This is a genomic window from Mucilaginibacter sp. P2_A4, assembly GCF_056405015.1.
The window spans coordinates 137,423-164,078 of sequence record NZ_JBFUCX010000016.1; the positions used below are offsets into that span (position 1 = coordinate 137,423).

Genomic DNA, 26,656 nt, shown 5'->3' on the forward strand with positions numbered 1-26,656 from the left:
ACCCCTCAGCCAACATCTTTTGGGACTGCTACGGAACATCGAATATTGCCAAAAAAAGCTTATAAAAAAATTAAATTTTCACTTTTTTAACATTTCTCAAGTTATCAACAAAAGTTGTTTTTAAATATAAAATTTGTATATAAGGCTTTATTTTGTATTGAGAAACGCAATTGTATAAATTTTTAATTAATTTTTTTTCTTTTTCTTTCAGAGCAAAAATCGGTAAAAAAGTGGCTTTTTTTTGACGTTGTTATACGCCAAAATTGAGGCAATTGTTGAGCCATATTAGCCGTTTGTACTAAACTAAAAACTAAAGCGCTGGACCAGTGCCGAATACAATTAAAATCTGATATTTATTAAATGTGGCAAGCTATCTGCACAATTTCAAAAGCCACGGCACGATATCAATATTCTCCAAAAACGCTGCGTAGTGTATCTGCGATCTCTCCTAAGGTAGCGTAGTTTTCAACCGAAGATACTATAAAGGGCATCAAATTTTCGGTGCCCGAAGCAGCCATCTTCAATAGTTGCAGATTATCTTTAACAGCGTTGTTGTTTCTTTTGTTTTTAAGTTTTGTGATTTTTTCCATCTGCATTTTGCGGATGGAGTCATCAACTCTGAACACGTTGCGGGGAGCATCTTCCCGCTGGACGAATTTGTTTACGCCAACCAAAATTTTCTCGCCGTTTTCGATATCGATCTGGTACTGGTAGGCAGATGCAGCTATTTCCTGCTGGATATAGTCTTGTTCAATAGCTTTCACTGCGCCGCCCATGGCGTCTATCTTATCTATATATAACTGTGCGGCGGCTTCTACCTCGTTGGTGAGCGCTTCTATAAAATAAGAACCGGCCAGCGGATCCACGGTATCGGTAACGCCGCTTTCAAAAGCGATGATCTGCTGGGTACGCAGGGCTATTTTTGCAGCAGCTTCGGTAGGTAATGACAAAGCTTCGTCATAGCCATTGGTATGTAGTGATTGTGTGCCGCCCAATACCGCTGCCAGCGCCTGGTTGCTTACACGTATAATATTATTTAGTGGTTGCTGGGCTGTTAAGGTTGAGCCGCCGGTTTGGGTATGGAAACGGAGCTTTTGCGCCCCGGCATCGGTCGCGCCCAACTCCTTAGTTATATGCGCCCACATTCGCCTTGCTGCCCTGAACTTGGCTATCTCCTCAAAAAAATTATTATGGCAGTTGAAAAAGAAAGAAAGGCGTTTGGCAAATACATTTATATCAAGCCCTTTATCCAGGGCCGCTTTTAAATAGGCTTTACCATTGGCTAAGGTAAAGGCCAGCTCCTGCACGGCTGTTGAGCCGGCCTCGCGGATATGGTATCCCGATATGGATATGGTGTTCCATTTGGGCACCTCTTTACTGCAATATTCAAACACATCGGTAATGAGCCGCATGGATGGGGTAGGCGGGTATATATATGTACCGCGCGCGGCGTACTCCTTTAATATATCGTTTTGGACGGTTCCCGAGATCTGGTGCAGATCGGCCCCTTGCTTTTTGGCGAGGGCAATATACATGGCCAGCAATATAGGCGCGGTGGCGTTAATGGTCATGCTGGTGGTAATATCCTTTAATTGGATACCATCAAACAGAATCTCGATATCTTCTAACGAATCAATGGCTACGCCTACTTTGCCAACTTCGCCCTCTGATAGTTCATGGTCGCTGTCGTAACCAATTTGTGTGGGAAGATCAAAGGCGACAGATAAGCCGGTTGTGCCCTGGCTTAATAAATAATGGTAACGTTTGTTTGATTCTTCGGCTGTTGAAAATCCGGCGTATTGGCGCATGGTCCAGGCTTTGCCCCGGTACATGTCTTTCTGGATGCCTCGTGTAAATGGGAACTCGCCGGGGAGTTCATCCATTTGCGATGGCCCGATGTATACTTCCTTAATTTCGATACCAGATGTGGTGCTGAATTTTTTAGCCATTGCGTTTAAAATAATTCTTCCAGATCCTGCCTAACCAGGTTGACGGCTATCTCGTACGGATCATCTTCCAGCTGACTTAAATGGATGAGCACGGTTTTGCTTAGTTCCATGCCGGTTGAATTTTCGGGCATGGCCTTTACCGCATTGTTTACCAGGCTCAGGGTATCTTCTTTAACACGTTTGAGCACAGCCCAAACCCTGCTGCTCACGTATATTTGTTGCGTAACATTATGCTGAAATTCGTTACGGATCTCGTTTACCACGATGATATGCAATTCGGCTGCCGATAAGCCGCCAACGTTGAGGCGGATAAGCATATTAGCAGGGTTAATACGCTCAATAAATAATACAACCCGCTCATACGCCTGCAAGCGTAATGGCAATGTTTGTGTACTAACACTGCGTTTGAGCTCCAATATTTGTAACTGGCTTTGTTTATCCAGGTAAGGTTTAAACAGGTAAAAAGCTATCCATACTACACCGGCCCCGGCAATGGTAAATTTTAAAATATCAAGTAAATAAAGAGGTGTTAGCATGTTTTTTTAAAATGTTAAGCTGAGGTCATAAAATACCCGTGGATGTAAAAATCCACATTTTACCTTATATTTGTATAGTTAAATAAAAATAAGATGAGCACTGCTGTTGAAATTGCACCGGTATCCTTTACAGAGGGAGCCGTTAAAGAACTTTTTAAATTGAAGGATCAGCAAGAGATAGGTGAAGACTTTGGCCTGCGTGTTGGTGTTGAAGGTGGTGGCTGCTCTGGCATGAACTACATTTTAGGTTTCGATCAGAAAAAGGATGGGGACCAGGAATTTATCATTGATGGCATAAAAGTATTTATGCATAAAGCACATGGCATGTACCTGATGGGGATGCAGATTAATTTCCAGGATGGCTTAAACGCTCGTGGGTTTACCTTTAATAATCCTAACGCTGCCAGTACCTGTGGTTGCGGAACTTCGTTTTCGGTATAAATAAATAAATCCAGGATATAAGAACCGTGTGCATCAGGCATGCGGTTTTTATATTTTATAATATCTCCACAGTTTAGCTATGGTATTGCTGCTCATAGCCTGTATTCCTTCCTCTTTCTTAGTTAGTTTCTTATTTCGGGTGGTAATCGTTGTGATGCGCTTTTTACTGTGGCTGCATTGCATAAACGTATTTGCCGTTATAAACCATAGGCAAAAGATGCTTCAAAACGGAGTTATACAATAATTGCACAGTTACTATACAATTACTGGTAAGGTAAGTTTCCAAACAATTTTGCTGTTATTTGTTACATTTACTATACACATTAATAGTTTTAACAAGGCTATCAATGCAACCAATTATTTGTTAAATGAAACAAAATATATCCTTAGTATTATCGGGCGGTGGGGCCAGGGGCATAGCTCATATTGGTGTAATTGAAGAATTGGAGCGACAGGGATTTAATATAATTTCGGTTGCCGGTACATCAATGGGGGCTGTTGTTGGCGGTGTATATGCTTTAGGGCAAATGGAAGCCTATAAAAGCTGGCTTTACACACTTGATAAACTAAAAGTGTTCGGTCTTATTGATTTTAGTTTTAGTGCACAAGGTATGGTTAAGGGGGATAAGCTTTTTAATACCATAAAAGCGTTTATCAATGATGCCAATATTGAAGATCTTAGCATACCGTATGCAGCCGTAGCGGCCGATATCATTAATAAAAAAGAAGTGGTTTTTACGGAGGGAAGTATTTATGATGCCATCAGGGCGTCAATTGCCATTCCTACTGTTTTTACGCCGGTAAAGTACGCAGATGGTTTATTGGTTGATGGGGGTATTATCAACAATCTGCCTATTGAACATGTAAAAAGGCAGCCGGGAGATATATTAGTGGCCGTAAATGTAAACGCGATGATTCCTGTTGATAAGCCGGTGGTATGCCAAAATGTGATGGAAGTAAAACATTCCCTTTACCGCCAAAAAATAAAAGACTTTTATCGTCAGCTTTACACGGTGAAGCCACCCAATCATGAAGAAAAGCTGGGCTATTTTAACGTGATCAATAAAACCTTAAATTTAATGACCTATCATACCACGAAGCTTGCCCTTGAAAAATATTCACCCAATATCCTGGTCAATATATCGCATGAGTATTGTAGTACCTATGATTTTTATAAGGCCGAGGAGATGGTTGAAGCCGGCAGGTACGCAGCCAAAAATGCCATCGATGCATATAAAGAAGGCCTTGATTAAAATTTAAAACCCCGGCTTACCTTGGCAAACCGGGGTTGTTTCAGCCTCGCTGATGATTGTATTACTGATTGGTTAGCAGGTTTATATAGCTGTATCCGTGCGTAAAAAGCCCAGAATCAACGAAATGATTGCAATAACCAATAGTACGTGGATTAAGCCACCTACTGAATAAACAAATGCGCCTACTGCCCATCCTATAATGAGGATAACGGCAACGATATACAAAATTGATCTCATGGTAGATATTTTAAAGTGTTAGTAAATGATTGTTAAGAACTGATTCGATTAATCAATTACAATTTAAATACCAATTACATTTTTTACTTTGAAGTGTAGTATAACCTGTCGCGGAGAGGTGAATTTTGTACTCAAAATAAGTTATATAGCTTAGTATTCTATACAACTTTAAGGGATAAGCCGCTATATGATACCCAATTAAGGGGGGAGACATAATTTTATTGACCTTTCTTTACAATTTTATATATTTAGGCTGATAAACCTATAATACCCATTATGTCATTCCAGGGATATTTAAATACGATAAAGGCAAAAACGGGCAAAGGTCCGGCAGATTTCAGGGCACTTGCCGAAGAAAAAGGCATCACCCAAAATGGCGAATTAAAAGCAGCTGTAAAAGCAGGTGATATTGTAAAATGGCTTAAAGAAGATTTTGAACTGGGACACGGACATGCCATGGCCATTTATGCCCTGCTCAAAGGAATCAAGGACGAGGATAGCGAATAATTGGGGGGACGTGAATAAATCGTCCCGCCAATTATTCATCCATATCCGGGTCGGGCTTTCAGCTTAATGCCTTCTGCTTTAAGCTTTATCTCAGCTTTTGTTTCATATCAAAATGCTCCACCGTTTTGATGCCTGTGGGCCATTCATTAAAGGCAGAATACATCACATATTTGTTCTCCTTGTCCAATCCTGGAATGGTATTGCCAATTACTTTCCTTATTCCTTCGTTTTCCTTTTTAAGGGCCGTGGTGTCCTTTAGTTTGATATTGGTAAGGTAATATATCATCGGGAAATCACCCTCGGGGGTAGCTTGGTTAAATATTCTTATGATTTCCAGGTGGGTGGGGGCGCCCTTTATCGTCATAGGGATATGGTATTTACCTGATACTTCATTTAAAACCGTGCTGTAGAAGCCGCTCATTTCGGTTTCAGCATCATATTTCCATATGGTGCTTGGGCGGGTACAATTAATGGCCGATGCAGCAGTATTAAGCGCATTTACGAGGTAGCCTTTAGCATAGCTTGCTTTGGCAGCGGCATAAAGCTGCGGTGCGTTTTGGCCATTTTTGGCGTAGGCGCTTTGATCAAGCTGGTTAAGTTTCCACCCATAATCAAACTTGCAATAAATTGCCGTGATCATGTACTGATTGGCAATATTCTTAGGCACAAAACAGGCTATGTACATTTCTTTAACGCCGCCGGGGCAATACAATTTATAATTGTTACTACCCTTTAAATTGGCGTTAATGGTATCGCCATGTATGTAGTGGTTTACGATGTAATATTCATCAAGCAGGGAATACTCGCCTTCTTTAAAGCGGTTGCTTGCCAGCTCTACCTGTCGTTTCCGGTAGGGAGCGGCAATAAAATCCTGCGACATGATGAACTCCAGTTGTACTTCATCATTAGTTTTTAGTGCAGCAAATAACTTTTTATTTAAATCGTGAAAACGAGTTTGATCTCCGGAGCTTATTTTGTCATTTTTATAAATTCCCGGGCCGGGTGGCGCGCAGCTTTGTAAAGTAAAAACAGTAAACAAAAAGATGGATATCCTTGTGAAGGGCTTAGTATATTTCATTATAAATTGCAATAGGTTATTGTTACGATGATACAGATTTATTAGCTACTTAGCAAAATTTACTGTAGCATTTTCATTACCGTAGCCGTAATATCATTAACAAACCTGAGTATCAATGAGAAAATTGCTATTTGTAGTACTGGCGGCTATTGTTATGATAAGCTGCCATAAAGAAAATAAAATTAATAAGGCCGGTAACCTTAACATTACAGGCAACTGGGAATACCGCGGAACCACATGTTATTGCGTGCCCCCAACTGATACCAATGCCTATAAACCCGGCAATGGAACCATTTACAGCTTCATCGGAGGTACTTACAAGTATTCGGTTAAACATCAATTGCAAAAAAGCGGCACCTTTAAACTGTTTAAAGAAAACGTAAATGGCACCGAGCTTAACCGCATCATTTTTGATAATGATAATAGTGGCGAGGCTAAATATATAGGACTTAACGGGAATAAATTTAGCCTTGGTGGAGCCATAGGAAGTGCCGCAGATGCACCGGTGGATTTTTATGAAAAGCTATAAATACTTATTAGTCGCCTGAGTACCCTTTACAGGTACAGTGTTCCTTCCATAACGATAACTGAAGACCCACTTACCCAAACGCCATCGCTGGCAACTTTAACATGGATTGATGAGGGGTGTTGAACTGCTGTCCCCTGTAAAATCTGGTAGTCCTGGTTTTGTTTAATATGGCCAAGTTTTTCCAGGTAACCGGCCAAAGGCCCCGCTGCCGTACCTGTTGCCGGGTCCTCATCAATCCCTATCCCCGGATTGAAAAACCTTGCTTCGGCACTATACCGCGCATCCGGCTGATTGGTGGTAAACAGGTAGAAACCCTCGAAGTCATATTTTTTAGAAAGCTGTTTTAAAATTGATTTATCGGGCACTGCTTTTTGTAATGCGGCGAGATTTTTTACCGGTACCATCAGGTGTGCAACCTCTGTTTCAACTATGTTGATTTCCCAGCCATTTAAATTCAAGTCGCCAGAGGATAATCCAGTAGCTTGAGTAACCAGGTCGGCAGGTATGGTGCTGATCACTTTAGCCGGTTGCTGTTTCATGGCAACGTATGGAAGGTCGTCAATTTCGGTAACCCGGAGTGGAATCCTCGTGTCCTTAATAATTACCGATGGCTCCCCATCCTGATGTTTAAAAATATCCCAGCCTTTTATTAAAGTCAGGCATATGGCACCTAACAGGTTATGCCCCGCGCCAATTACTTCAAACTCCGCAGGTGTAAATGAGCGTACCTTTAGCGCGTTTTCTGTTGTTGAATAGTTCACAAAAGAAGTTTCTGAATAGCCAAACTCCCTTGATATAGCATGGTATTGGCTTAGTTCAAGTTCATCATCGGTATAAACTACTGAAAGTTGATTGCCTTTATATTTTGTATCTGTAAATACATCGAGCACATAATAATTGAGCTTTTTCATTTTGTTATTTAATTAACGTGCAATCAAAATTAAAGGCTAATAGTTTATTTTTGTTATGGGTTAACTAAAGGTTACCAGTTACCTTTAGTTAACTATCAATTACTATGGCCACAATCAACATCAACGGAATTATACAGGAAGCCAGCTGCGACCAGGAATTAGCTGCTATAAAAGACAGCCTTGAAATATTAGGCGGAAAATGGAAGCTGAGAATCATGCGGCACTTGAATAACCGCCATGCCGAGAAAAATACATTTAAAAAGCTTCAGCGCGAAATTGAGGGGATTTCGGCCAAAATGCTGTCTAAAGAATTGCAGGACCTGGAGATGAACCTGCTTATTTCCAGAACAGTGATGGATACCAGGCCAATCACCGTAAATTATGCCATTACAGAATATGGACTGAGTGTTTTACCTGTTACGGAAACATTGGTGCAATGGGGCTTAAACCACAGGCAAAAAATTAAAGCATAATATTGAAAAACCACTCGGTAAATTATACCATTATATTTTTTTAAATACGCAATATTGTGTATAAAATACATGCAATATCAATTATTATAATATTATAATAATTGATATTGCATAGGCCTTCCTGCACGAATCTGTCTCGTGATTACTAAACCCAAATCAACGGTGTCGCCATTTACACCGCAGAAAACATAAAGAGGTCGGTACAAGATTCGAACTTGCGAACATTCCTTTTGCAGAGGACTCCCTTGGACCACTCGGGCAACCGACCCATTTTTTGACAGCCTAAGCTATCCTGTTAAAGTAAATACATTCATCACGTGCTTAATTATTATAAATCAATTCATTATAGTGGAAATAAAAGGGATTGAACCTTTAGCCGACACCGTATAAGGGTGCTGCTCTGACCATTGAGCTATATTTCCAAGTAGGGTAACCCGGGCTCGAGCCGGGAGCCTCCACATCCCAAATGTGGTAATCTGACCAATTGATATACTACCCTGAAAACAAAAAATCCCCTTAGATTTATCTAAGGGGACCTGGTTACTTTATATCTTTTTTATGAATACGTAGCTACCTCCTCTGATAAATCAGTTGCGGGAATTGGCTGGGTATACATATTGTATTTTTCATGGCACAATGATACGTAAATATTTATTAAACAAGAAAAAATATTTAATTTATTTTAAATAGGTTATTTCTCCCTTCAGTAGGCCAGTCAGTTTATGTTTTGCCGGGATGCTTTCTGATTTATAGCAGAGTATTGTAAGCAGATAAATAAATGCAAGCATCAATAAAGGTGCGAAAACAGGAAACCCAATTTGCCCTTTCTTCATTTCGCTTACGACCATTGATAAGCCGGTAATGGTAAGAAAAAAAAACGCAAAACCTATAAAGACCCATACGCCGGGATGTATAGTCATTTTCACAATTACTCTGCTTCCGTTTTCGTAAGCAGATATTGAACCTTTAATTTGGGGATTGAAAGAATTACGCCCTGAAATATCAGGTTCAAATTGAAATTCGCCATTCATTACATACCCCTTAAAATAAGTCCCCTCGGTTGATCGGCCAAAATCCAGAAATCTATTGCTCCTTGGTGAAATCTCTTTTTCCATGATCTTTTGAACTTCATTCGGCTTTAACTGTGTATCTATATAAAAATGTTCGTAAGGCAGGTATTTCATCAATGCAAAGTAAGATCGAATTTGAATACATTGCATGGATTTTCATCTTTTTTATTTTCACTAAGCAACCTTTTTCCCCCGCTTAATTCCTTGCTCTTTAAATTTTATCTCGATATATTTAAAGTGCCAAACCACCCAATCATGCCAAAAGAAGAAGTATCCGATCTGCTTAGATTCCTGTATGAGTTTTCGCCGGAGGTAAGGGAGAAAGTATTATGGCTGCGCGAATGGGTATGGGATTTATATCCGCAAGCTAACGAACTCATTTATGATAATTATAATGCGCTGGCGTTTGGCTGGTCGCCTACAGAAAAACTGGGGCAAACCTTTTGCTCAATAGCAGTATATCGTATTAATGAAGGCATCCATTTTGGCTTTTATTGGGGAGCCGACATTGCCGACCCGCAGAAGCTTTTATTGGGCAAGGGCAACCAGTACAGGTATGTGCCAGTTAATAACCTGAATGATTTTCCGTGGGATTACATTTCAGGGCTTGTTGAGCAGGCCTGGGAAAACTCTTTGGCAAAAGTTAAAAGGCCCAAAGATATTGTTAAAGGCAAAACCATTACCAAAATGACATCGCCTAAGAAAAGAGAAAAGAAACTGAAGAAATAACTCAGACGTACCCTTAATTCCTCTACTTCTCTACCAAGGCCAGCCAATCCAAAATCACTTTTCTGATGCCGGCTTCTTTGCTTTTCAGATCATCCATATCCTGTATGTATACCAACCTGCGGCCATCGGCATAATCGCCGGTTAATAATCCGCTAGTATCATTAACCTTTGCTCCGCTTGGAAATACCAGGAGGATGCGTTTGTGCAGGTTCATCACAATGATATACCTTTTATATTCCTTTGGGTTAAAGGGACTCATATCACCCGTATACAAAAAACTCGGGGCGTTCCATTTTATTTCTTCGCCAATTTCAGGGTTGGTGCTTAATACTATCTGCCTTATAGTTTCCACTATTTCGGCCACCGGGCCATCCAGCTTTTGGATGTATTCGGTTACCTGTTCGGTATTTGATTTAGGTGGTATTTTTGCCATATTGCTTGCAGGTTTATACAAAGTTGTTGAATACCAGTGAATAATAAAAATGTTGTATACGTTGCAGGTGCTCATCCCCATTTTTTAGTAGGCCTACGAGTAATGCCATTAAATTAAGGCTTTGCCTGCTCCGGGGGAGCAAAAGCTTTGTAGCACAAATAAATCAACAAATTTTAGCGTGCCAGAGGTACGCTACATCATGGGCCGCACCTCTGGAGCGGAAAATTATCCGGTTTGATTTTTTCTACAAAGCTTAGACCTCTCTGACGTCTTACCGCCTTAACTTATTAGCATCGCTCTGCGAGGCAAAGGATGCTATTTCTACAAGAGGTCACTCTGCTGATGTGATTGGTATAGATAAGTACAACAGATTAGCTTAAACCCCTTTACAGCAATTGTGTTTTTGCATCAAATTCCCTTCATTTTTATTTCATTTATCGCAATCAAAAAACATATATCTTAGTTTAAAATTTCGGATCATAATTAAAGCAAATTACACCTGCATTTCCGTAACATTATAAGGGTTTGCAAGTCTTTTATATAAACAATTATACCATGGCTATTAATCTTCAAAAAGGGCAAAAAATAGATATTGGGCTGTCAAAAATGACAGTTGGTTTGGGCTGGAACCCAAACGAAGGCACAGGTTATGATTTCGATTTGGATGTATCGGCAATCATGATAGATGCCAACAGGTTTGTGCCCCAGGACGAGTTTTTCGTTTTTTATAACAATGTAGATTCTCCCGATACGGCTGTTCACCATACAGGCGATGATCCGTCTGGCGGTAACAGTGATGGCGGCGATGACGAATCCATCAATATCGATCTTACTAAGGTAGATTCCAAGATACAGGAAATATTATTTGTGGTAACCATCCATGAGGCACAGGCCCGCAGGCAAAACTTTGGCCAGGTGCGCGATTCGTACATCCGCATTATTGATGAGCAAACCGGCGGCGAAGTTTGTAAATATGAATTGGGTGAGGATTTCTCTATCGAAACCGCTGTTGAATTTGGCAGGCTATACCGCCGTAGCGGCGCCTGGAAATTCGAGGCATCTGGTGTGGGCTATAAAGAGGACCTTGCCTTCTTTTTAAGCAAGTATTTTAAAGGGCAGATCATTAAATAAGTAATACAATGGCAATAAATCTGGTAAAAGGTCAAACTATTGATCTTCGTAAAAATGATAAGGGCGAAAGCTTCGATCTGTCTTCGGTAACCATTGGTTTGGGTTGGGATGTAAGGCAAAGCCATGGCGGCGGCGGCTTTTTAGGGAAGCTGTTTGGCGGCGGGGCCGAAGAGGTGGAGTACGATTTGGATGCTATAGCGTTCCTGCTGGATAAAAACGGCAAGGTAGCCGATAGGGGCCGTACCTGGCAAAAACCTAATGGCAATAAAGTGAGTTTATATGAAGGTGATGTAATCTACTTCAACTCGATGAGGCACCCATCAAACCACATCTGGCTTACCGGCGATAACCGTACGGGCGCCGGTGATGGCGACGATGAGCAGATCATTGTAAAGCTGGATTCGCTCGACCCAAAATTCGACCGCATATTATTCATCGTAGCCATATACCAGGGGCAAAAAAACAATCAGCATTTTGGCATGGTGGAGAATGCTTTTATCCGGGCGGTTGATAATAGTGGTAAAGAGATAGCCAAATTCAGCCTATCCGGAGATTCAACTTTTAACGGCATGTGCTCCATGAAGTTTGCCGAGGTTTACCGCAAAGATGGCTCCTGGAAATTCCGCGCCATTGGCGAACCGCATACCACCGATAATTTTTTAGAATTACTTAAACAGTATTAAAAGACAGAATCAAGAGTTAAGAATCAAGATTCAGGAAGCTGCACTTATCTGCCAGCTTGATTCTTAACTCTTGATTCTTGACTCCCTCTAAACCTGCCTATGTTCCTCCACTATTCCTTCGATCTTTGGCTTACACTGATCAAATCAAACCCTTATTTCAAGATTGAGCGTACCAAGATCTTTCATCGCGATTTTAACCCTACGGGTAAAAGTATAGATGAGGTTGCAAAAGCATTCAGGCAGGTAGATCTGATGTGCAATGCCGTAAACGAAAGTACCGGGAAAAATATTGATGCTGATGAAATGTACCTCATGGTAATCAGCCTGATTAATGACAACCAGTTAAGCCTTGCTGATATTGATACAGGCAAATTGTACCAGGATATGGATAAGCTGCTGTTTTACTATTTACCGGTTGTTTACTCATCTGTAACAATTCCAACGTTGCAGCATCTAAAAGAAAAAGGTGGCAGTACCTTTAGTTTGTTAAGTAACACCGGCTTTATTAAAGGGGCAACATTAAGAAAAGTACTGGTTGAATTAAAGATGAATGAATACTTTGATTTTCAGCTGTATTCTGACGAAGTGGGGATGTCAAAACCAAACCCGTCTTTGTTTTTTTTGATGATGCAGCACATAAAACGGATCAATACGGGTGAAACTATCAATTTAAATAAAATCATTCATATAGGCGATAACCCTAAGGCTGATATAGAAGGCGCCAACACTGCAGGCATTAAAAGTTTGCTCATCAACTCAAACAACCAATCCATTTTAAGCTTAATAAGTTAATGAACGCTACCTGGTCATTACATCATATTGATAACCCTACCCAATTTGGCTTTTGCCCAGACAGCTACAGCCGTTTCAAATTTGGGGACGACGCCGTATCCCGCAAATTTGGCACAGCCCTGGCCGATGGTTTTATAAAAAACCAGTTAACCGGCAAACCTGTATCACAGCAAATTGTGGTAATATCAAGCCCGTACTCGTTTATCCCGACTGCGACCTTTGCCATGAAAACCTGGTTTGTGTATGAGCTTAACCGTTGGCTGGCGCAGCATGGCTTCCCCGTAGTGCAGGAAACCAAGGTACACCGCACCATAACTTACAAAGAGGATTATGGAGAGTTGAACGCCGAGCAAAGAATGAATTTGATAGGCAACGATTCGTTTCATATTGATAAAGATTTTTTGATCGATAAAACGTTAATATTTTTGGATGATATTAAAATCACCGGCAGTCACGAGCGCATGATCATGAAAATGGTTAAGGCCTATGGTTTAAGCAACGATATTTACATGCTTTATTTTGCCGAACTGGTGAACCAAAACATCCACCCCAACATCGAGAACTTTTTGAACTATCACCAGGTAAAAACGATATTTGACCTGGAGCCTATTATTCAAAGCGGCAACTTTTGTATCAATACCCGGATAGTAAAATATATCCTGAATTATAATTCCGATTGTTTCGGCATTTTTATACAAAACCAAACCATGGATTTTGTAAACTTGCTTTACGATATGGCTTTGGGCAATGGCTATCATACTATTGACGCTTATGCCAAAAACCTTAACTTTATTACCGAAAACCTATTTATAAACAACAAAAATTTAATTAAACATGGCAATTAATTTGCAAAAAGGCCAGCGCGAGGCAATACATGCCCCAAAATTCACCATCGGGCTGGGCTGGGATACCAATAGTTCATCAACAGGCAGCGCGTTTGATTTAGATGCCTCTGTTTTTATTTTAGGTGATAACAAAAGATTGGTGGCCGATGAATATTTTGTATTCTACAATAATCTTAAATCGCCGGATGGCTCGGTTGAACATACTGGCGATAACCTTACCGGTGCCGGCGATGGCGATGATGAGCAGGTAAAGGTTGATCTGTCAAAAGCGGATGCTAAAGTATCCGAGATCTGCATTGTGGTAACTATCCACGAGGCCGAGGCCCGCAAACAAAACTTTGGCCAGGTGCGTAATTCTTTCATCAGGATATTTGATGCCGAGACAGGTGCCGATATTTTAAAATACGAGCTGGAAGAGGATTTCTCTATAGAAACAGCGGTTGAGTTTGGTCGCATCTACAAAAAAGACAACAACTGGAAATTTGAAGCTGTTGGTGCCGGCATGAAAGGCGGCTTGCAGGATTACTTAACCAAATACCAATAAAATTATGGCAATCAATCTTCAAAAGGGACAGCGCATCAGTCTCGAAAAAAGTAATGGCAGCAAATTGCAAAGTGTTTGTATAGGCATCAACTGGGGCGCTATAGAAAAGAAAGGCCTCTTTGGCTTTGGTGTAACCAAAGAAGCTGTAGATCTGGATGCCAGCTGCGCCTTATTTGATGAGAACAAGCACCTGGTAGATGTGATCTATTTTGGTAACTTAAAATCAAAAGATGGTTCTGTAAAGCATAGTGGTGATGACCTTACCGGCGATTTAAACGGGAATGATGGCCTGGATAACGAAGTGATTACGGTAAATCTTTCGGGCCTTGCGGCATCAGTAACTTATGTGGCTTTTATGCTGAACAGTTTCCGCGGGCAGGATTTTGGGTCGATCCCCTTTGCATCCATCCGCATTTATGAAGGCACACCTACCCGCGTAAACGAGGTGTTTGCTACTTATGATATTGCGCACAGTAAGGATTTTGCTGGCCATGTGGCCATGGTGCTGGGCGTTTTTTATAAAAAGAACGGCGAGTGGAAATTTAATGCAATTGGCGAACCAACCCGCGACCGTAAGCTGGAAGAAACCGTTAAAACAGTAACGAATAATTATTTATAACAGAAATTAAGCACCAGGGTATATATTGGTTATCCGGGTGCTATAATCGATCAACTATTTCAACAGAAAAAAATCATGGAAGGCACACCTAATAATAACCCAATAAATATAACCCCGGTTAACCTGGATATTAATCCTGCCCCGGGTACTACCACTCCGGTAAAGCTGCTGGATAAAGAAGGCAATGTAGACCTGAGCAATATTACAACTACCGAGGTGCAAAAATACAGTGAGGTAGCAAAAGCGCTGGATCCCAAAGATGTTAACTCCATCCTTAACTACGGCACCGATGTGCAGGCTTCAATGGAGAAGTACAGTAATAACTTTTTAACATCGGTACGTACCTATAACTCAGGTGAGGTTGGTTTGCTGATCAACGATTTGCTTACCGAGCTTAATTACATCGACGTGGATGAGTTAAACCAAAACGCGTTTACCTCATTTATATCGCATATTCCCTTTGTTAAAAAATTGGTATTTGATGCCAAAAAACTTTTCCAGAAATACGATACTGTAATTAACAATATTGATAAGATCACTAATAAGATCAAAGCCGGCCGCGTAAATTCATTAAAGGATAACAGCTCGTTGCAAACCATGTTTGATAGCAATGTGACCTACATCCACCAGATGGAGGAGCTTATTATATCGGGCCAGTTAAAATACAACGAACTGAACGAGCAGCTGGCACAGATGGACGCCAATCCATCAGCCTATAATGATTACGAAATTGCCGACCTGCGCGATTTTGTGAACCGCCTGGATAAACGCCTTGCCGATTTAAAAGTGGTTCGCTTTATCATGATGCAATCGCTGGCTCAAATCAGGATAGTGCAAAGTAACAATACTACCATTGCCGAAAAAGCACAATCAATAGTATCAACCACCATTCCGGTTTGGAAAAACCAGTTAACCATAGCCGTTGCCCTAAACAGGCAAAAGGAAAATGTGGAGATGCAGAAAAAGATTTCGGATACCACGAACACCATCCTACAAAAAAATGCCGAGTTGCTTAAACAAAACAGCATTGATGTAGCCCGCGAGAACGAGAAAACGGTAGTGTCATTGGATACCCTGAAACGCACCACCGCATCGTTGATAGAAACCCTCACCGAGGTAAAACGCATCCACGATGAAGGTACCGCAAACCGGAAAACGCTGAATACCGAGCTTCAATCGTTGGAAACTGAGTTGAAGAAACACGTGACGAACGCGTAAAAGCATATAATGAACTCGTCATTGCGAGAGTACGAAATCCAGCGACTCTGAAGTAGAGTCGACGTTTTAAAAGGTTTGTCGTCCTGAACGTAGTGAAGGATCTATTCGCAGACTTTACAGGGCGAAGAAGCATGGCGGATAATAGATCCTTCACTACGTTCAGGATGAAAAAAAAATTTTTTGCAAAAAACGTCATGGGCTACCGCCCTGTGCTCGTGACGTGATTAATAAGAATTTTATACCCAATCGCCTGTACCCACAGGCGATTTTGTTTTTAAAGTCATCTCCTTTGACGGCGCTTTGGGCAAGGCTTCTTTTTTCGTAATTTTGTACTCAGTACATGGATGAAAACCGGTTAAATATTCTAAATCAATCCAACAGAATGCTCAGTAAGCTGCAATTGCTTTCTGTGTATTTTGGCGACGATATTATTTATAAAATTTACCTGCGCAGCCAGGTGATCCATAAACTATTTGAGAGCAATCCCGAACTGGATATCAATAAACTCGATCTGTTTCACCTGCAATTCACTCAAAGTTTGATTGATCTGCTTCGCAAGATCAAGAAGAACAACGAAGGCAATATTAGTCTGTTGTTTGATGAGATCCAGATCAATAAAGAAATGATTGAGCGGTTAAATGATCCAACCTATACCATTGCTAATTTTAATATAGAAAAGCAAAGGCAGGCATTAAAGATCAATCTTTCATTGCGCAAATTGTTCCAGGTGTTGTCTGATAGCGCTAACGACAATCCGCTTTCTAAAAACATCAACTCTTTCAGCTCCCGGTTTGCCGCCGATTTTTTCTACACCATCAGTAATGATCTGGTGGAAGAAGTAACGGCTTACAATCTTCCCGATGTTTATAAGAACGAGTACGCTACCATACAGCGCAAACTGATGGGCGTATTGTGCAAATATGATTTTAAAACCGAATTTTATTGCGGGTTAAAATCGGGCAGCCAGGTTATTGAGATATATAAGTTTGTGGAGGTTGACCGTTATTTTTTATATGCCCCACAGGATAGCCTGTTTGTGTTTTTTGATAAAGCCAAAATATCGGATATAGATATGTCAACCAATCTGTCTAAAAAAGAAAAACTGGTTTACGAACTTAAGAACAAGAACGACAAGCTGGAGGGTAATGCCGCGGCCATGAAAGTATACATGCCAGCCGAAATTACAAGCCTGCTTGCCGATAATTATAAAAAGATCTCGGATATCAGTTTCCTTGATGATATTACCAATATTGATGTTCAGGCCAATATTTTAAAAAGTATGCTGAATACCGATTTAATTTAGTTTATTTAACATTAACAAAAATACATTACCTGCTACCATGGATTTTTTTCACTACATATTAGGCCCGGATATTAAAGCGGGCCTCCTCATTATTTTAAACCTTATTTTAATTGAGAGTTTGCTTTCTGTTGATAACGCTGCCGTACTGGCAACCATGGTATTGGATTTGCCAAAAGATCAGCGAAAAAAAGCTTTAAGATATGGTATTATCGGCGCGTACGTTTTGCGCGGCGTGTGCCTGTTTTTGGCCGCCTGGCTGGTAAAAATCTGGTGGTTAAAACCTATTGGCGGTTTGTACCTGTTATACCTCAGTTTTGATTATTTTAAAGGGAAAATACAGGCGGCAAATTCCGGCGGCGAAGAACCAGAGGTAGATAAAAGCAAAAATTGGCTATACAAATCAACCGTTGGGGTGTTTGGCGTATTTTGGGCTACAGTGGCTTTGGTTGAGTTGATGGACCTTGCCTTTTCTATAGATAACGTATTTGCTGCAGTGGCCTTTACAGATCATGTGGTTTTAATCTACATCGGCGTATTTATTGGTATCCTGGCTATGCGTTTTGTGGCCCAGGCATTTGTAAAGCTGATGGAGAAATTTACTTTCCTGGAAACAGTAGCTTTCATTGTGATTGGTGTATTGGGTATTAAATTATCGTCTTCCTTATATATTCACTTTTATCCGGAAGCGCCTTTCTCCAAAATGATGGAAGGCGAAAGCGCTGATATCGTAACTTCGGTATTTACCGTGGCCATATTCATTATCCCGGTATTAACATCGTTACTGTTCAATTTTCCGAAACGCCATACCATTGAACCAGAAGTGGCCGAGGCTGCCGAGGACGTGCTGGATAAGCAGTAGGCGGATAGCAGAAGATTAAAACCGAAATAATGGCGAAGCAAATAATATAACTCTATTATTTGCTTTTTTTGTTACCAATATGGGAACATATGCTATATTTGTACTATATGCGGGTGATAGCTATAAAAACATTAAAAGAATATATTTTAGAATTTCATCAGGCAGAACAAGCTTTATTAAGTTGGCATGAAGAAGCGTTATTAGCGATCTGGAATAACCCCAATGAATTAAAGGCGCATTACAGAAATGCTTCAATACTAAATGAAAAGAGAGTAGTATTCAATATTCACGGCAACAGTTATCGTTTAATTGTGGATATAGAATACCGATTGAAAATTGTTTTTGTGGTTTGGTTTGGAACACACAATCAATACGACAAGATAAATGCTAAAACAATAAGCTATGTTAAAACCAATTAAAACAGAAGAAGAATATAACGAAGCATTAGCGCGTGTATATGAATTAATGCAAACCGATATCATTGAAGGTTCTGCAAGTTCTGATGAGCTTGAGGTTTTAAGTATACTTGTTAAGGAGTATGAACTGGTTCATTATCCGGTTGCTTATCCTAATCCATTAGATGCAATAAGGTTCCGGATGGAACAAATGAATTTATCAGAAAGTGAGTTAAGCAACATTTTAGGCAATCGTTCACGTAAGTCTGAAATTTTATCAGGGAAAAGAAAATTAAGCCTGTCCATGATCCGCAAATTAACCGAGATGTTAAATATTCCTGCTGAAGTTCTGATACAGGTATATTAATATTGAAAAAATCGATCTTTTAGAAAAAAGGCGAGGAAAATTTAACAATGAAATTCAACAAAATAATAGCCTCCATCTTCGGTATAGGTTTTTTAAAGGGGGGCGGTACTTATGCAGCTATTGTTACCTGTGGTGGCATCTGGCTTTTGTGGCAATGCGCTGCTCTTCAAAATCCATTTTATTTATTAGCTATCACTATTATTATAACCCTTTGGGGTGTTTACGTAAGCAATAAAGTTGAACCCGACTGGGGCGAAGACAGCTCGCGCGTGGTGATAGATGAAGTGGCAGGTATGCTTATTACCATGGTGTTTATCCCGCAAAACCTTTACTTTTTATTAGCGGGCCTGGTACTATTCCGTTTTTTTGATATTGTAAAACCCCTGGGAATCCGTAAAATGGAAGCCCTGCCCAGCGGTACCGGCGTGATGATGGATGATGTATTGGCTGGTGTTTACTCCAACATTCTGCTATGGGTTGGATATTTGGTTTGGATGAAATTTGGCATGTAGAGGCAATATAAAAAAAAGCTTTTTGTCATCCTGAACGCAGTGAAGGATCTGTTATTCGCCATGCTTCTTCGCCTTGTAAAGTCTGCGAATAGATCCTTCACTGCGTTCAGGATGGCAAATCTTTTAAAACGTCGTTCCCATTCAGTGTCCCCGGGATTTTATATCAAAGGCAATCGCATAGTGAATTTTAGCCTTACTCGTAACGCAAAGCCTCAACGGGATCCAGTTTGGCGGCTTTTTTGGCAGGGTAATAGCCCGATATCAGCCCGATAAACGTACATAGTACTACCGCAAATACAAGCCAGCCATATGGTATTGCAAATGTCCCGCTTATTTGAACGGCAATTACGTTACCTGCAGCCATCCCAAGCACTATGCCCGCCGCCCCGCCCATGAGGCAGATTACGATAGCTTCAATTAAAAATTGTTTGCGAATCACTGATTGTGTGGCGCCAACAGCTTTACGTACACCAATTTCGCGGGTACGCTCGGTAACGGATACCAGCATAATATTCATGAGTCCTATTGCAGCGCCAATCAGGGTAATAATACTGATGGCAAAACCTCCTGCCGTAATACCGGCCAGCTGGCTTGAAAGCTCCTGCTGAACAGAATCACTCCGTGAAATTTCAAAATTAGTTGCATTAACCACATTAAGGCTGCGCACGTTCCTGAATAGGGATGTTGCCTCACCAATTGTTGCATCCAGGGCTCCGGGGCCTTTTACCTTAACGGTAATGGTATATGATGCCTTCTTATTGGTATCTATCTGTTTGGCTTTCAATATGGGAATAATACAAAATTTATCTCCCCCAAATGAGCTTGAACCTTTTGATGCTATAACCCCTACTATTTTATATTTAATACCCCCGATAAAAACGTTTTGATTAACAGGATCGGAGTGTTTAAAAAGCTTTTGTTTGATCTCATCGCCTATAAGCACCACATTTGAGCCGTGTTCCAACTCGGAGGTTGAAAAATTACGGCCAAAGGACAGTTTTTTACCACTGGTGGCCAGGTAGTTTTCGTTTGATCCGGAGACGGAGATATTCTGATTTGTTTTTTCGCTGCCAAATTTGGCTATCGCTATGCCTGTAACATCTAAATTAACAGCAACTATTACGGGTAGTTTAAAGGTTTTTTTAAAACGATCGGCCTGGTCATAGGTAATGGATGGATATATCTTACGATGACCGCCGTTACCGAAATTTAAGCCCTCGCCGCGATTTTGAATAGTGAAGGAGTTGGCGCCCAAATCGGCGAAGGCATCATTTGTAAACTGCCTTATACCCTCAATAGCCGTTAAAATACTTACCAACGCCATAATCCCTATAGCAATAATTAACGCGGTAAGCGAAGTGCGCAACCTGTTACCGGCTATTGATTGTAACGCTATCGAAATATTTTCGCTAAGAGTGGTTTTTACCGGCATGGGCGTAATTATGTAATAAGCAGCTATATGACTAACAACCCTATAGGTTTGTTACAGTCATCATTAAAAAGAATGAGGAGGCAAGATAAGATGAAACACGAAAAGATAAAAGACATTTCAAAATATAAAATATTGTGAATATTAATCCTGCTATGATACTATGTGGAGTATTTATTTGCTCCTGATCTCGGCCATCTGCACAGCCCTGGGTTGGCCGTATGTTTTCGCTTTATTAATAGATAAGGGGGAATTAGTTCCCCTAAACTAATCCCCCTTTTGGTATTAACTAAAGCTTTTCAAATATGAAATTTACTTTCTTATTATTCAAACTTTGTGTGAAATTGTAAAGAAAGTGTGAAATTATACGAAAAGGTGTAAAGTAAAGCACGTCCTATGTAGATACAACTCCAAAAGTTGGACTAAAGGAGGGTATTTGCTTGGTTATATAAGGTCAAACGCCATAGCATATTGCGATAGATCAAAAAATGAATTCACTTTTAGTTTGTGTTTGATTTTTTTACGGTGAGTTTCTACTGTACCTACGGCAATAAATAATTGATCGGCTATTTCTGACGAGCTTTTACCCAGCGCCAATAAACGCAAAATTTCGCGTTCGCGTTTGGTGAGGTTAGAGAACAGCTGGTAGTTTTTACGCAGAAACGTGTTTTCCTGCAGCATCCGCTCTACTTTGACGGTGATATGCTGTATGGGATCAACCTTAAAAGCCATATTGATCGTTAGCAACGGTAGCCCCTCATCATCACGCATCAAAATTTTCATCGTACTTAAATGCCACACCCAATCCGGGTTACCATTTATTTTTACCTGCTGAAAAAAGGTAATATCTTCATCGTTGTTCCGCTCAATCATAAGTTTGATCTTAGGCACATACGTTTCTGCGTCCTCGGGACTAAAATAGTTAGCTATATACTCTGAAGGCGTATAACTGCGAAACTCTGCCAAGCTGATCCCCAATTGATTTAGCCCACTTGGCGACATGTATTCGAGAATAAAATCGGGCATACGGTGAATAATGGTAACACCTGGCAGCAAATGAGCAACGGCATGTATTTTATCAATCTCGGCTTTAATTCTTTGTTCTAAATCGTTTGATATACCCATGCAGTGATTAAAATGATTAATAAATAGCAATATAGCAATTGTTTTAGAAGCAGGCAATTGTATTGAAGGATATGATTTTTATGCACAATATACCCAGAAGTAGGTATTGTTTTACGCTTGATTTTTGTGATACTTTGAAGCAGGTAAATAGTCAGTTTAAAGATTGGCTCATCCTGCTTAAAGTTTGATGGTATAGCTACTATTTACTGCTTTTCAAAAAAACGCTTTAAGCCTAAACCTTATCATAAAAAAATGTTGCGGATAACAGCTGTTATCCGCAACAATGAGCAATTCCCCGCTTCACAAGGGTAGGCCCTTGCTGTTGCGGGGAACATTCCTGCGGGAATACCGGGAATGCTGGAGGGGATAATTGGGGGCTGCTGACGCATCTCATTGGGTCAGCAAGCCATCGGAGAAAACACTAGGAAAGGCAGAAAAGTCAGCATCCTAAAAGGTAATATTTCTATATTTGCCCGCAAAACTTATTCCTTGTCTTATACCATTACATCTCCCTTTAAAAGCGCATTACTTTTTTTTGCCATTTTCTTTTTAACGTTAGTTAAGGGATATTGCCAGCAATTTTATATTGCAGCGTACGGCGTGCCTCTGCAACGCGTTACCTTAACACCTAATGGTCCATTGTCGGTGCCTGTTGGAGGATGTGGAACCAATGAGTTTTTTTCTATAGCCATATTAGGCAATAAATTGTACTACAGTAACGGTTCTTCGATGTTTGCTGGTGATATAACGGGTGGTAATTCACCTGTTATTACCAATTGTGTTTTTTTAGGCGACGGTAATTTTGGTAATGCACTTACTGTTGACAAGCAGGGAATTTTATACTATGCAATAAGTAGCGAGCTATATTCATTTAATCCGGCCAACAAAAGAACAATTTTTATAGGGACGATGCCCTATAGTGCACAGGGAGACCTGATGTTTTATAACAATGAATTATATGTGGCTGCAGGTGAGGGCATAGCCAAGATCAATTTGGCAAATGTTGCCCTTAGTACACTATACATACCCATACCCGGTGAAACTATTTACAGTTTAACAGCAGCAACAATAAATGGAGTTACTAAAGTATATGCCTTTACCGAATATCCGGTACGGCAGATTTATGAGCTTGATATGCAAAAAAGGGTTATTAAGGATGTTGTTGGTGTGCTACCCTATCAAACTCTGGATGCCGCAAGTGACGCGGAAGCAGGGACCGTACAATATATCGAAATCGATCATGTAAATACAAGTCAGGAGTGCAATGTGTTTAATAAAGGGCGTGCAGAAGTTGTTCCCAAGCCGCACACCGCCCACTACACCTATAAGCTAAACACCGGGGAAAGCAGTTTAACCGGTATTTTTGATGACCTTAGTCCGGGTAATTATACCGTAACTATTTCATCAGACGGTACCGAACCTCCAAACCAGGTTTATTTTACAGTGCCGGATTTTACAATTGGTAATCCCGTTATAACCCTTACTAAGACAAATCCAATGTGTTCAAAAAAGGGAAGTATTAAACTTGATGCAGGTAATGCAAACGCAACACATAGCATTAAGTTTAACGGTCAAATTTTTGGCTTTGACCATACTTTTACCGACTTAATAGCAGGCAATTATCACTTTACCATATTGAATGAAAATGGCTGCGTAACCGACGAAAAAGATTATGCCCTGTTGCCGGGTAACTGCCCGCCAATACCAAACATTGATAAAGAGATACTGCAGGAGTGTGATGTTTACAATCAGGGCAGCGTAAAAGTGATTACTCCTCCTCATACAGATCATTATACTTATACTTTAAATGGTATAACTAATGCAACCGGGGTTTTCAATAATCTGAATCCGGGAAATTACACCGTAATAGTAGAATCGGATGGGCTGTTCAGCGCAACAAGCTTGCAATTTGTGGTTCCTGATTATTCAATTAACAATCCGGTTATAACTTTTACCAAAATCAATCCTGTATGCGATGTTAAGGGTAGCCTTAAACTTGATGCGGGCGTAGCCAACGCAACCTATAGTATCAGATACGATGGCCAGATTTTTAAATTTGATCATACATTTACCGGCTTAGCCGCGGGCAACTACAATTTTACTATTCTAAACCAAAACGGCTGCATAGTCGATGAAAAGGACTACAACCTGCAGCAGGATAATTGCCCGCCAATAACCATCATGGATGTACAAATGCAGGCCGAATGTAATGTGTACAGGCAGGCCAGCGTAAAAGTAATTACCCAGGATCATCCGGACACTTACACCTATACCCTAAATAATGAGAGCAATAATACGGGGATATTTGATTTTTTGACGCCGGGAGCCTACACATTAATAATCAATTCATCGGGTGGCGACCATAAAGAACAACAGGTAACAGTTCCTGATTTTACCTTAAACAATCCGGCTATAACATTTACCAAAATTAATCCTTTATGTGATGCTAAAGGCAGCATTAAATTCGATGCGGGAGTGGCCAACGCAACTTATAATATCAGGTACAATGGCCAGGTTTTTAAATTTGATCACACATTTACCGGCTTAACCGCGGGCGACTACCATTTTACTATTCTAAATCAAAATGGTTGCATAGCCGATGAAAGGACTATACCCTGCAACAGGATATTTGCCCGCCAATAACCATAAATGAGGTACAAATACAGGCGGAATGTAGCGCTTACGGGCAGGCTAGCGTAAAAGTAATTACCCAGGATCATCCGGACACCTACACCTATACCCTAAATAATGCGAATAATAGTACGGGGGTATTTAATTTTCTGATGCCCGGCACATACACATTAGTAATCAACTCATCCGGAGGCGATCATAAAGAGCAGCAGGTAACAGTTCCTGATTTTACATTGGATAAACCGGGCCTGATTTATAAGGTTAAGGCCCCGGTTTGCAAATTACTTGGCGAAATAAAGTTTACCATAAGTGGAGATGGCAAAGGTGCTGTAAAAGTAAAACATGATAATGACGTGTTTTCAATTGATCAAACCATTAAAGATTTACTCCCTGGCCCCAATCATTTTACTATACTTAACCAGCAGGGCTGTATTTTAGACGAAATTGATATTGATATAATTCAGGATCAGTGCGAGCCGGTAGTTTTCCCCAATGCTTTTACACCTAATGGCGATGGTGCAAACGATGTTTTCAGGCCTAACCAGGAAAGTAATCCACTCAATTTTAAACTGGTAATATATAATCGCTGGGGTAATCAACTGTTCCAATCCCGAAGCATATTCCAGGGTTGGGATGGAACCTATAAAGGTAGCGTGGTAGCTTCTGGAGTGTACTATTGGATTGCCACTTATAACATGCCAGATGGTACAAGCGCCCGTCAAAGCGGATCTGTTACGCTGATCAGGTAGGGGAATGAGTTTGCAAAAACACATTTTGCCATACTGAACGCAGTGAAGCATCTATTCTTCGCGTTGCTTTTTCGCCCTGTACAGTCTGCGAATAGATCCTTCACTGCGTTCAGGATGACAAATCTTTCAAAGCGTGATTGCCCATTCAATCCCCTCTGGATTGTATGCCTCGACAGGTGGGGGAAAGGCCCGATTATAAATACCCCAAAAACAAAAAAAGCTACCTGCTTAGCAGATAGCTTCCGTAATATATGATGGACTTTTGCAAAAGTCGGGTTTACATGCCCATTGTGTTGCTGCCCATACCGGCAGTATAAATGGCTTTGTTTTCAACTAAATGGCTTACAGCAAAGTTGTTACTTTTAACGTTTGACTGGATTGCCCTGTTCAGGTTTAATTCTTCTGTGGCGCCTTTTAAATCGGCCGTTGCGTTATCTTTTACGGTTACGGTAGTACTAAACGCGTCTAAGTTTAAACTGGCTACGGCGTTATTGTGTAAATCTACATTAAATTCAATTTTTGATAGTTTACCGAATGATTTTACGGTGGAGTTATCAAATACCGAAACGGAACGAAGGTCGGCAGCGCTTACCCAAACTACCAGTTTTTCGTTGGTGTATGAGGCAATGCTTAGCACGCCGTTTTTGCTTTGCACTAATGCGCGTTCGGCGTAGTATTTATTGTAAACTTTTACCTGGTCTTGAGTTGCATCAGATATGTATAGTTCTACATTCCCGTGAACTTCTATTTTATTGATGGTGCTGATATCATTTAATAGGGTGAAGGCATCCATTGTTAATGAGTTGGCGTAGGTTGATTTTGTTAAACCTAAAACCACAACAAACATGGTGATTACGGATAAAATTTTGGTTTTCATTGTTTTATTTTTTAATTGTTATGTTAATTAATTGTATTGCTTATCTATGAATACAACCAAAAAACGGGGCCAATTTTAACCCGATATTGTCGCCCTTAGGGTTATATATTGCTGTCCTATTTTTCACTGCAAAGATGTGGTTTCCTTGGGTGATATTATTCATCTTAGTGTAATTATTACACTAAGATTTTTTGCTGTGTTTTTGAAAGTTCGATAATATATAATTCATTGATTTAAAGAAAGTTAAAATAAGTTCTGGGAGGTTGGTAGCATATATTTGATTGCTTTTTGCCGAAATATTTGTCACGGATGTTATTTTCGATGGGCGTAAAACGGCAGGATGTGAGGAGTTTTTTTTGCCCAATAGTCTTGCTTTCGGCTCCCGGCGTTCAGGAGTAACTGTTTTTGTGATTATCCTTGCTTATTGAGCC

General features: G+C 40.4%; 30 protein-coding genes and 3 tRNA genes. 20 read left to right on the forward strand and 13 right to left on the reverse strand.

Annotation, left to right across the window (positions count from 1 at the left end):
- Nucleotides 1-404: 404 nt before the first annotated feature.
- Nucleotides 405-1,949 carry an acyl-CoA mutase large subunit family protein gene (locus tag AC1DYB_RS24790; RefSeq protein WP_477438884.1) on the reverse strand — a complete coding sequence of 515 codons (1,545 nt, stop codon included), beginning with the start codon at nt 1,947-1,949 and terminating at the stop codon, nt 405-407.
- 5 nt (nt 1,950-1,954) lie between these two features.
- Nucleotides 1,955-2,485 (reverse strand): DUF7935 family protein, encoded by a 531-nt coding sequence (locus AC1DYB_RS24795; RefSeq protein WP_295715998.1) that lies wholly within the window; start codon nt 2,483-2,485, stop codon nt 1,955-1,957.
- A gap of 93 nt (nt 2,486-2,578) precedes the next feature.
- Here AC1DYB_RS24795 and AC1DYB_RS24800 point away from each other — a divergent pair, with 93 nt between their 5' ends.
- Nucleotides 2,579-2,926 (forward strand): HesB/IscA family protein, encoded by a 348-nt coding sequence (locus AC1DYB_RS24800; RefSeq protein WP_295715999.1) that lies wholly within the window; start codon nt 2,579-2,581, stop codon nt 2,924-2,926.
- A gap of 368 nt (nt 2,927-3,294) precedes the next feature.
- Entirely contained in the window at nt 3,295-4,179 is an 885-nt protein-coding gene (locus AC1DYB_RS24805) for a patatin-like phospholipase family protein (protein WP_477397498.1), read from the forward strand.
- Nucleotides 4,180-4,260: 81 nt separating this feature from the next.
- On the opposite strand, the gene AC1DYB_RS24810 is transcribed toward AC1DYB_RS24805, so the two are convergent.
- The gene (locus AC1DYB_RS24810) at nt 4,261-4,416 is read right to left on the reverse strand and encodes a lmo0937 family membrane protein (RefSeq protein WP_477438886.1); all 156 of its coding nucleotides are present in this window, start codon (nt 4,414-4,416) and stop codon (nt 4,261-4,263) included.
- A gap of 276 nt (nt 4,417-4,692) precedes the next feature.
- On the opposite strand from AC1DYB_RS24810, the gene AC1DYB_RS24815 reads away from it, so the two are divergent.
- The gene (locus AC1DYB_RS24815; RefSeq protein WP_477438888.1) at nt 4,693-4,923 is read left to right on the forward strand and encodes a DUF4287 domain-containing protein; all 231 of its coding nucleotides are present in this window, start codon (nt 4,693-4,695) and stop codon (nt 4,921-4,923) included.
- 85 nt (nt 4,924-5,008) lie between these two features.
- Here the strand turns inward: AC1DYB_RS24815 and AC1DYB_RS24820 are convergent, their stop codons facing one another.
- On the reverse strand, nt 5,009-6,001 hold the full coding sequence (locus tag AC1DYB_RS24820) for a hypothetical protein (RefSeq protein WP_477438890.1): 993 nt from the start codon (nt 5,999-6,001) through the stop codon (nt 5,009-5,011).
- A 115-nt stretch (nt 6,002-6,116) separates the two neighbouring features.
- On the opposite strand from AC1DYB_RS24820, the gene AC1DYB_RS24825 reads away from it, so the two are divergent.
- Complete coding sequence (locus tag AC1DYB_RS24825) at nt 6,117-6,530, forward strand: hypothetical protein (protein WP_477438892.1); 414 nt, start codon at nt 6,117-6,119, stop codon at nt 6,528-6,530.
- Between the two features lie 26 nt (nt 6,531-6,556).
- On the opposite strand, the gene AC1DYB_RS24830 is transcribed toward AC1DYB_RS24825, so the two are convergent.
- The gene (locus AC1DYB_RS24830; protein ID WP_477438894.1) at nt 6,557-7,441 is read right to left on the reverse strand and encodes a PhzF family phenazine biosynthesis protein; all 885 of its coding nucleotides are present in this window, start codon (nt 7,439-7,441) and stop codon (nt 6,557-6,559) included.
- A gap of 104 nt (nt 7,442-7,545) precedes the next feature.
- On the opposite strand from AC1DYB_RS24830, the gene AC1DYB_RS24835 reads away from it, so the two are divergent.
- On the forward strand, nt 7,546-7,914 hold the full coding sequence (locus AC1DYB_RS24835) for a winged helix-turn-helix transcriptional regulator (protein WP_477399696.1): 369 nt from the start codon (nt 7,546-7,548) through the stop codon (nt 7,912-7,914).
- A gap of 194 nt (nt 7,915-8,108) precedes the next feature.
- Here AC1DYB_RS24835 and AC1DYB_RS24840 read toward each other — a convergent pair.
- The 4 genes from AC1DYB_RS24840 to AC1DYB_RS24855 form a co-directional block, all read right to left on the reverse strand.
- Nucleotides 8,109-8,182 (reverse strand) — tRNA-Cys (locus tag AC1DYB_RS24840).
- Between the two features lie 81 nt (nt 8,183-8,263).
- Nucleotides 8,264-8,336: transfer RNA gene (locus AC1DYB_RS24845), tRNA-Ile, on the reverse strand.
- A 3-nt stretch (nt 8,337-8,339) separates the two neighbouring features.
- Nucleotides 8,340-8,413: transfer RNA gene (locus AC1DYB_RS24850), tRNA-Pro, on the reverse strand.
- A 178-nt stretch (nt 8,414-8,591) separates the two neighbouring features.
- Nucleotides 8,592-9,098: a hypothetical protein gene (locus tag AC1DYB_RS24855; protein WP_477438896.1), complete on the reverse strand. Its 507-nt coding sequence runs from the start codon at nt 9,096-9,098 to the stop codon at nt 8,592-8,594.
- A 141-nt stretch (nt 9,099-9,239) separates the two neighbouring features.
- Here AC1DYB_RS24855 and AC1DYB_RS24860 point away from each other — a divergent pair, with 141 nt between their 5' ends.
- Nucleotides 9,240-9,713: a hypothetical protein gene (locus tag AC1DYB_RS24860; RefSeq protein ID WP_477438898.1), complete on the forward strand. Its 474-nt coding sequence runs from the start codon at nt 9,240-9,242 to the stop codon at nt 9,711-9,713.
- 22 nt (nt 9,714-9,735) lie between these two features.
- Here AC1DYB_RS24860 and AC1DYB_RS24865 read toward each other — a convergent pair whose 3' ends face one another.
- Nucleotides 9,736-10,146, reverse strand: coding sequence for a DUF1801 domain-containing protein (locus AC1DYB_RS24865; RefSeq protein WP_477438900.1), 411 nt, complete (start codon nt 10,144-10,146; stop codon nt 9,736-9,738).
- Between the two features lie 555 nt (nt 10,147-10,701).
- Between AC1DYB_RS24865 and AC1DYB_RS24870 the strand changes: the two genes are divergently transcribed.
- The 12 genes from AC1DYB_RS24870 (at nt 10,702) to AC1DYB_RS24925 (ending at nt 19,414) form a co-directional block, all read left to right on the forward strand.
- Nucleotides 10,702-11,277, forward strand: coding sequence for a TerD family protein (locus AC1DYB_RS24870; protein ID WP_477438902.1), 576 nt, complete (start codon nt 10,702-10,704; stop codon nt 11,275-11,277).
- A gap of 8 nt (nt 11,278-11,285) precedes the next feature.
- Entirely contained in the window at nt 11,286-11,960 is a 675-nt protein-coding gene (locus AC1DYB_RS24875; protein ID WP_477394195.1) for a TerD family protein, read from the forward strand.
- Between the two features lie 99 nt (nt 11,961-12,059).
- Nucleotides 12,060-12,752 carry an HAD family hydrolase gene (locus tag AC1DYB_RS24880; protein WP_477438904.1) on the forward strand — a complete coding sequence of 231 codons (693 nt, stop codon included), beginning with the start codon at nt 12,060-12,062 and terminating at the stop codon, nt 12,750-12,752.
- On the forward strand, nt 12,752-13,597 hold the full coding sequence (locus tag AC1DYB_RS24885; protein ID WP_477438906.1) for a phosphoribosyltransferase family protein: 846 nt from the start codon (nt 12,752-12,754) through the stop codon (nt 13,595-13,597). Before AC1DYB_RS24880 ends, AC1DYB_RS24885 begins: the two co-directional genes overlap by 1 nt.
- Nucleotides 13,587-14,141, forward strand: coding sequence for a TerD family protein (locus AC1DYB_RS24890; RefSeq protein ID WP_295716031.1), 555 nt, complete (start codon nt 13,587-13,589; stop codon nt 14,139-14,141). Before AC1DYB_RS24885 ends, AC1DYB_RS24890 begins: the two co-directional genes overlap by 11 nt.
- A 4-nt stretch (nt 14,142-14,145) precedes the next feature.
- Nucleotides 14,146-14,760, forward strand: coding sequence for a TerD family protein (locus tag AC1DYB_RS24895; RefSeq protein ID WP_295716033.1), 615 nt, complete (start codon nt 14,146-14,148; stop codon nt 14,758-14,760).
- A 75-nt stretch (nt 14,761-14,835) separates the two neighbouring features.
- Nucleotides 14,836-15,978, forward strand: coding sequence for a toxic anion resistance protein (locus tag AC1DYB_RS24900; protein WP_477438909.1), 1,143 nt, complete (start codon nt 14,836-14,838; stop codon nt 15,976-15,978).
- A gap of 382 nt (nt 15,979-16,360) precedes the next feature.
- The gene (locus tag AC1DYB_RS24905) at nt 16,361-17,281 is read left to right on the forward strand and encodes a hypothetical protein (protein WP_477438911.1); all 921 of its coding nucleotides are present in this window, start codon (nt 16,361-16,363) and stop codon (nt 17,279-17,281) included.
- A gap of 37 nt (nt 17,282-17,318) precedes the next feature.
- Nucleotides 17,319-18,140 carry a TerC family protein gene (locus tag AC1DYB_RS24910; RefSeq protein ID WP_295716039.1) on the forward strand — a complete coding sequence of 274 codons (822 nt, stop codon included), beginning with the start codon at nt 17,319-17,321 and terminating at the stop codon, nt 18,138-18,140.
- 107 nt (nt 18,141-18,247) lie between these two features.
- Nucleotides 18,248-18,559: a type II toxin-antitoxin system HigB family toxin gene (locus AC1DYB_RS24915; RefSeq protein ID WP_295716077.1), complete on the forward strand. Its 312-nt coding sequence runs from the start codon at nt 18,248-18,250 to the stop codon at nt 18,557-18,559.
- Nucleotides 18,543-18,902, forward strand: coding sequence for a helix-turn-helix domain-containing protein (locus AC1DYB_RS24920; RefSeq protein ID WP_477438914.1), 360 nt, complete (start codon nt 18,543-18,545; stop codon nt 18,900-18,902). The genes AC1DYB_RS24915 and AC1DYB_RS24920 overlap by 17 nt, the downstream gene beginning before the upstream one ends.
- Nucleotides 18,903-18,949: 47 nt before the next feature.
- Nucleotides 18,950-19,414 (forward strand): phosphatidylglycerophosphatase A family protein, encoded by a 465-nt coding sequence (locus AC1DYB_RS24925; protein ID WP_477438916.1) that lies wholly within the window; start codon nt 18,950-18,952, stop codon nt 19,412-19,414.
- A gap of 193 nt (nt 19,415-19,607) precedes the next feature.
- Here AC1DYB_RS24925 and AC1DYB_RS24930 read toward each other — a convergent pair whose 3' ends face one another.
- Both AC1DYB_RS24930 and AC1DYB_RS24935 read right to left on the reverse strand, forming a co-directional pair.
- Complete coding sequence (locus AC1DYB_RS24930; RefSeq protein ID WP_295716046.1) at nt 19,608-20,846, reverse strand: ABC transporter permease; 1,239 nt, start codon at nt 20,844-20,846, stop codon at nt 19,608-19,610.
- 441 nt (nt 20,847-21,287) lie between these two features.
- Entirely contained in the window at nt 21,288-21,968 is a 681-nt protein-coding gene (locus AC1DYB_RS24935) for a LuxR C-terminal-related transcriptional regulator (protein ID WP_477438918.1), read from the reverse strand.
- A gap of 489 nt (nt 21,969-22,457) precedes the next feature.
- Between AC1DYB_RS24935 and AC1DYB_RS24940 the strand changes: the two genes are divergently transcribed.
- Both AC1DYB_RS24940 and AC1DYB_RS24945 read left to right on the forward strand, forming a co-directional pair.
- Nucleotides 22,458-24,611 carry a hypothetical protein gene (locus AC1DYB_RS24940; protein WP_477438920.1) on the forward strand — a complete coding sequence of 718 codons (2,154 nt, stop codon included), beginning with the start codon at nt 22,458-22,460 and terminating at the stop codon, nt 24,609-24,611.
- 140 nt (nt 24,612-24,751) lie between these two features.
- Nucleotides 24,752-25,348: a gliding motility-associated C-terminal domain-containing protein gene (locus tag AC1DYB_RS24945; RefSeq protein ID WP_477438922.1), complete on the forward strand. Its 597-nt coding sequence runs from the start codon at nt 24,752-24,754 to the stop codon at nt 25,346-25,348.
- A 277-nt stretch (nt 25,349-25,625) separates the two neighbouring features.
- On the opposite strand, the gene AC1DYB_RS24950 is transcribed toward AC1DYB_RS24945, so the two are convergent.
- Entirely contained in the window at nt 25,626-26,225 is a 600-nt protein-coding gene (locus AC1DYB_RS24950; protein WP_477438924.1) for a GIN domain-containing protein, read from the reverse strand.
- Nucleotides 26,226-26,656 lie beyond the last annotated feature (431 nt).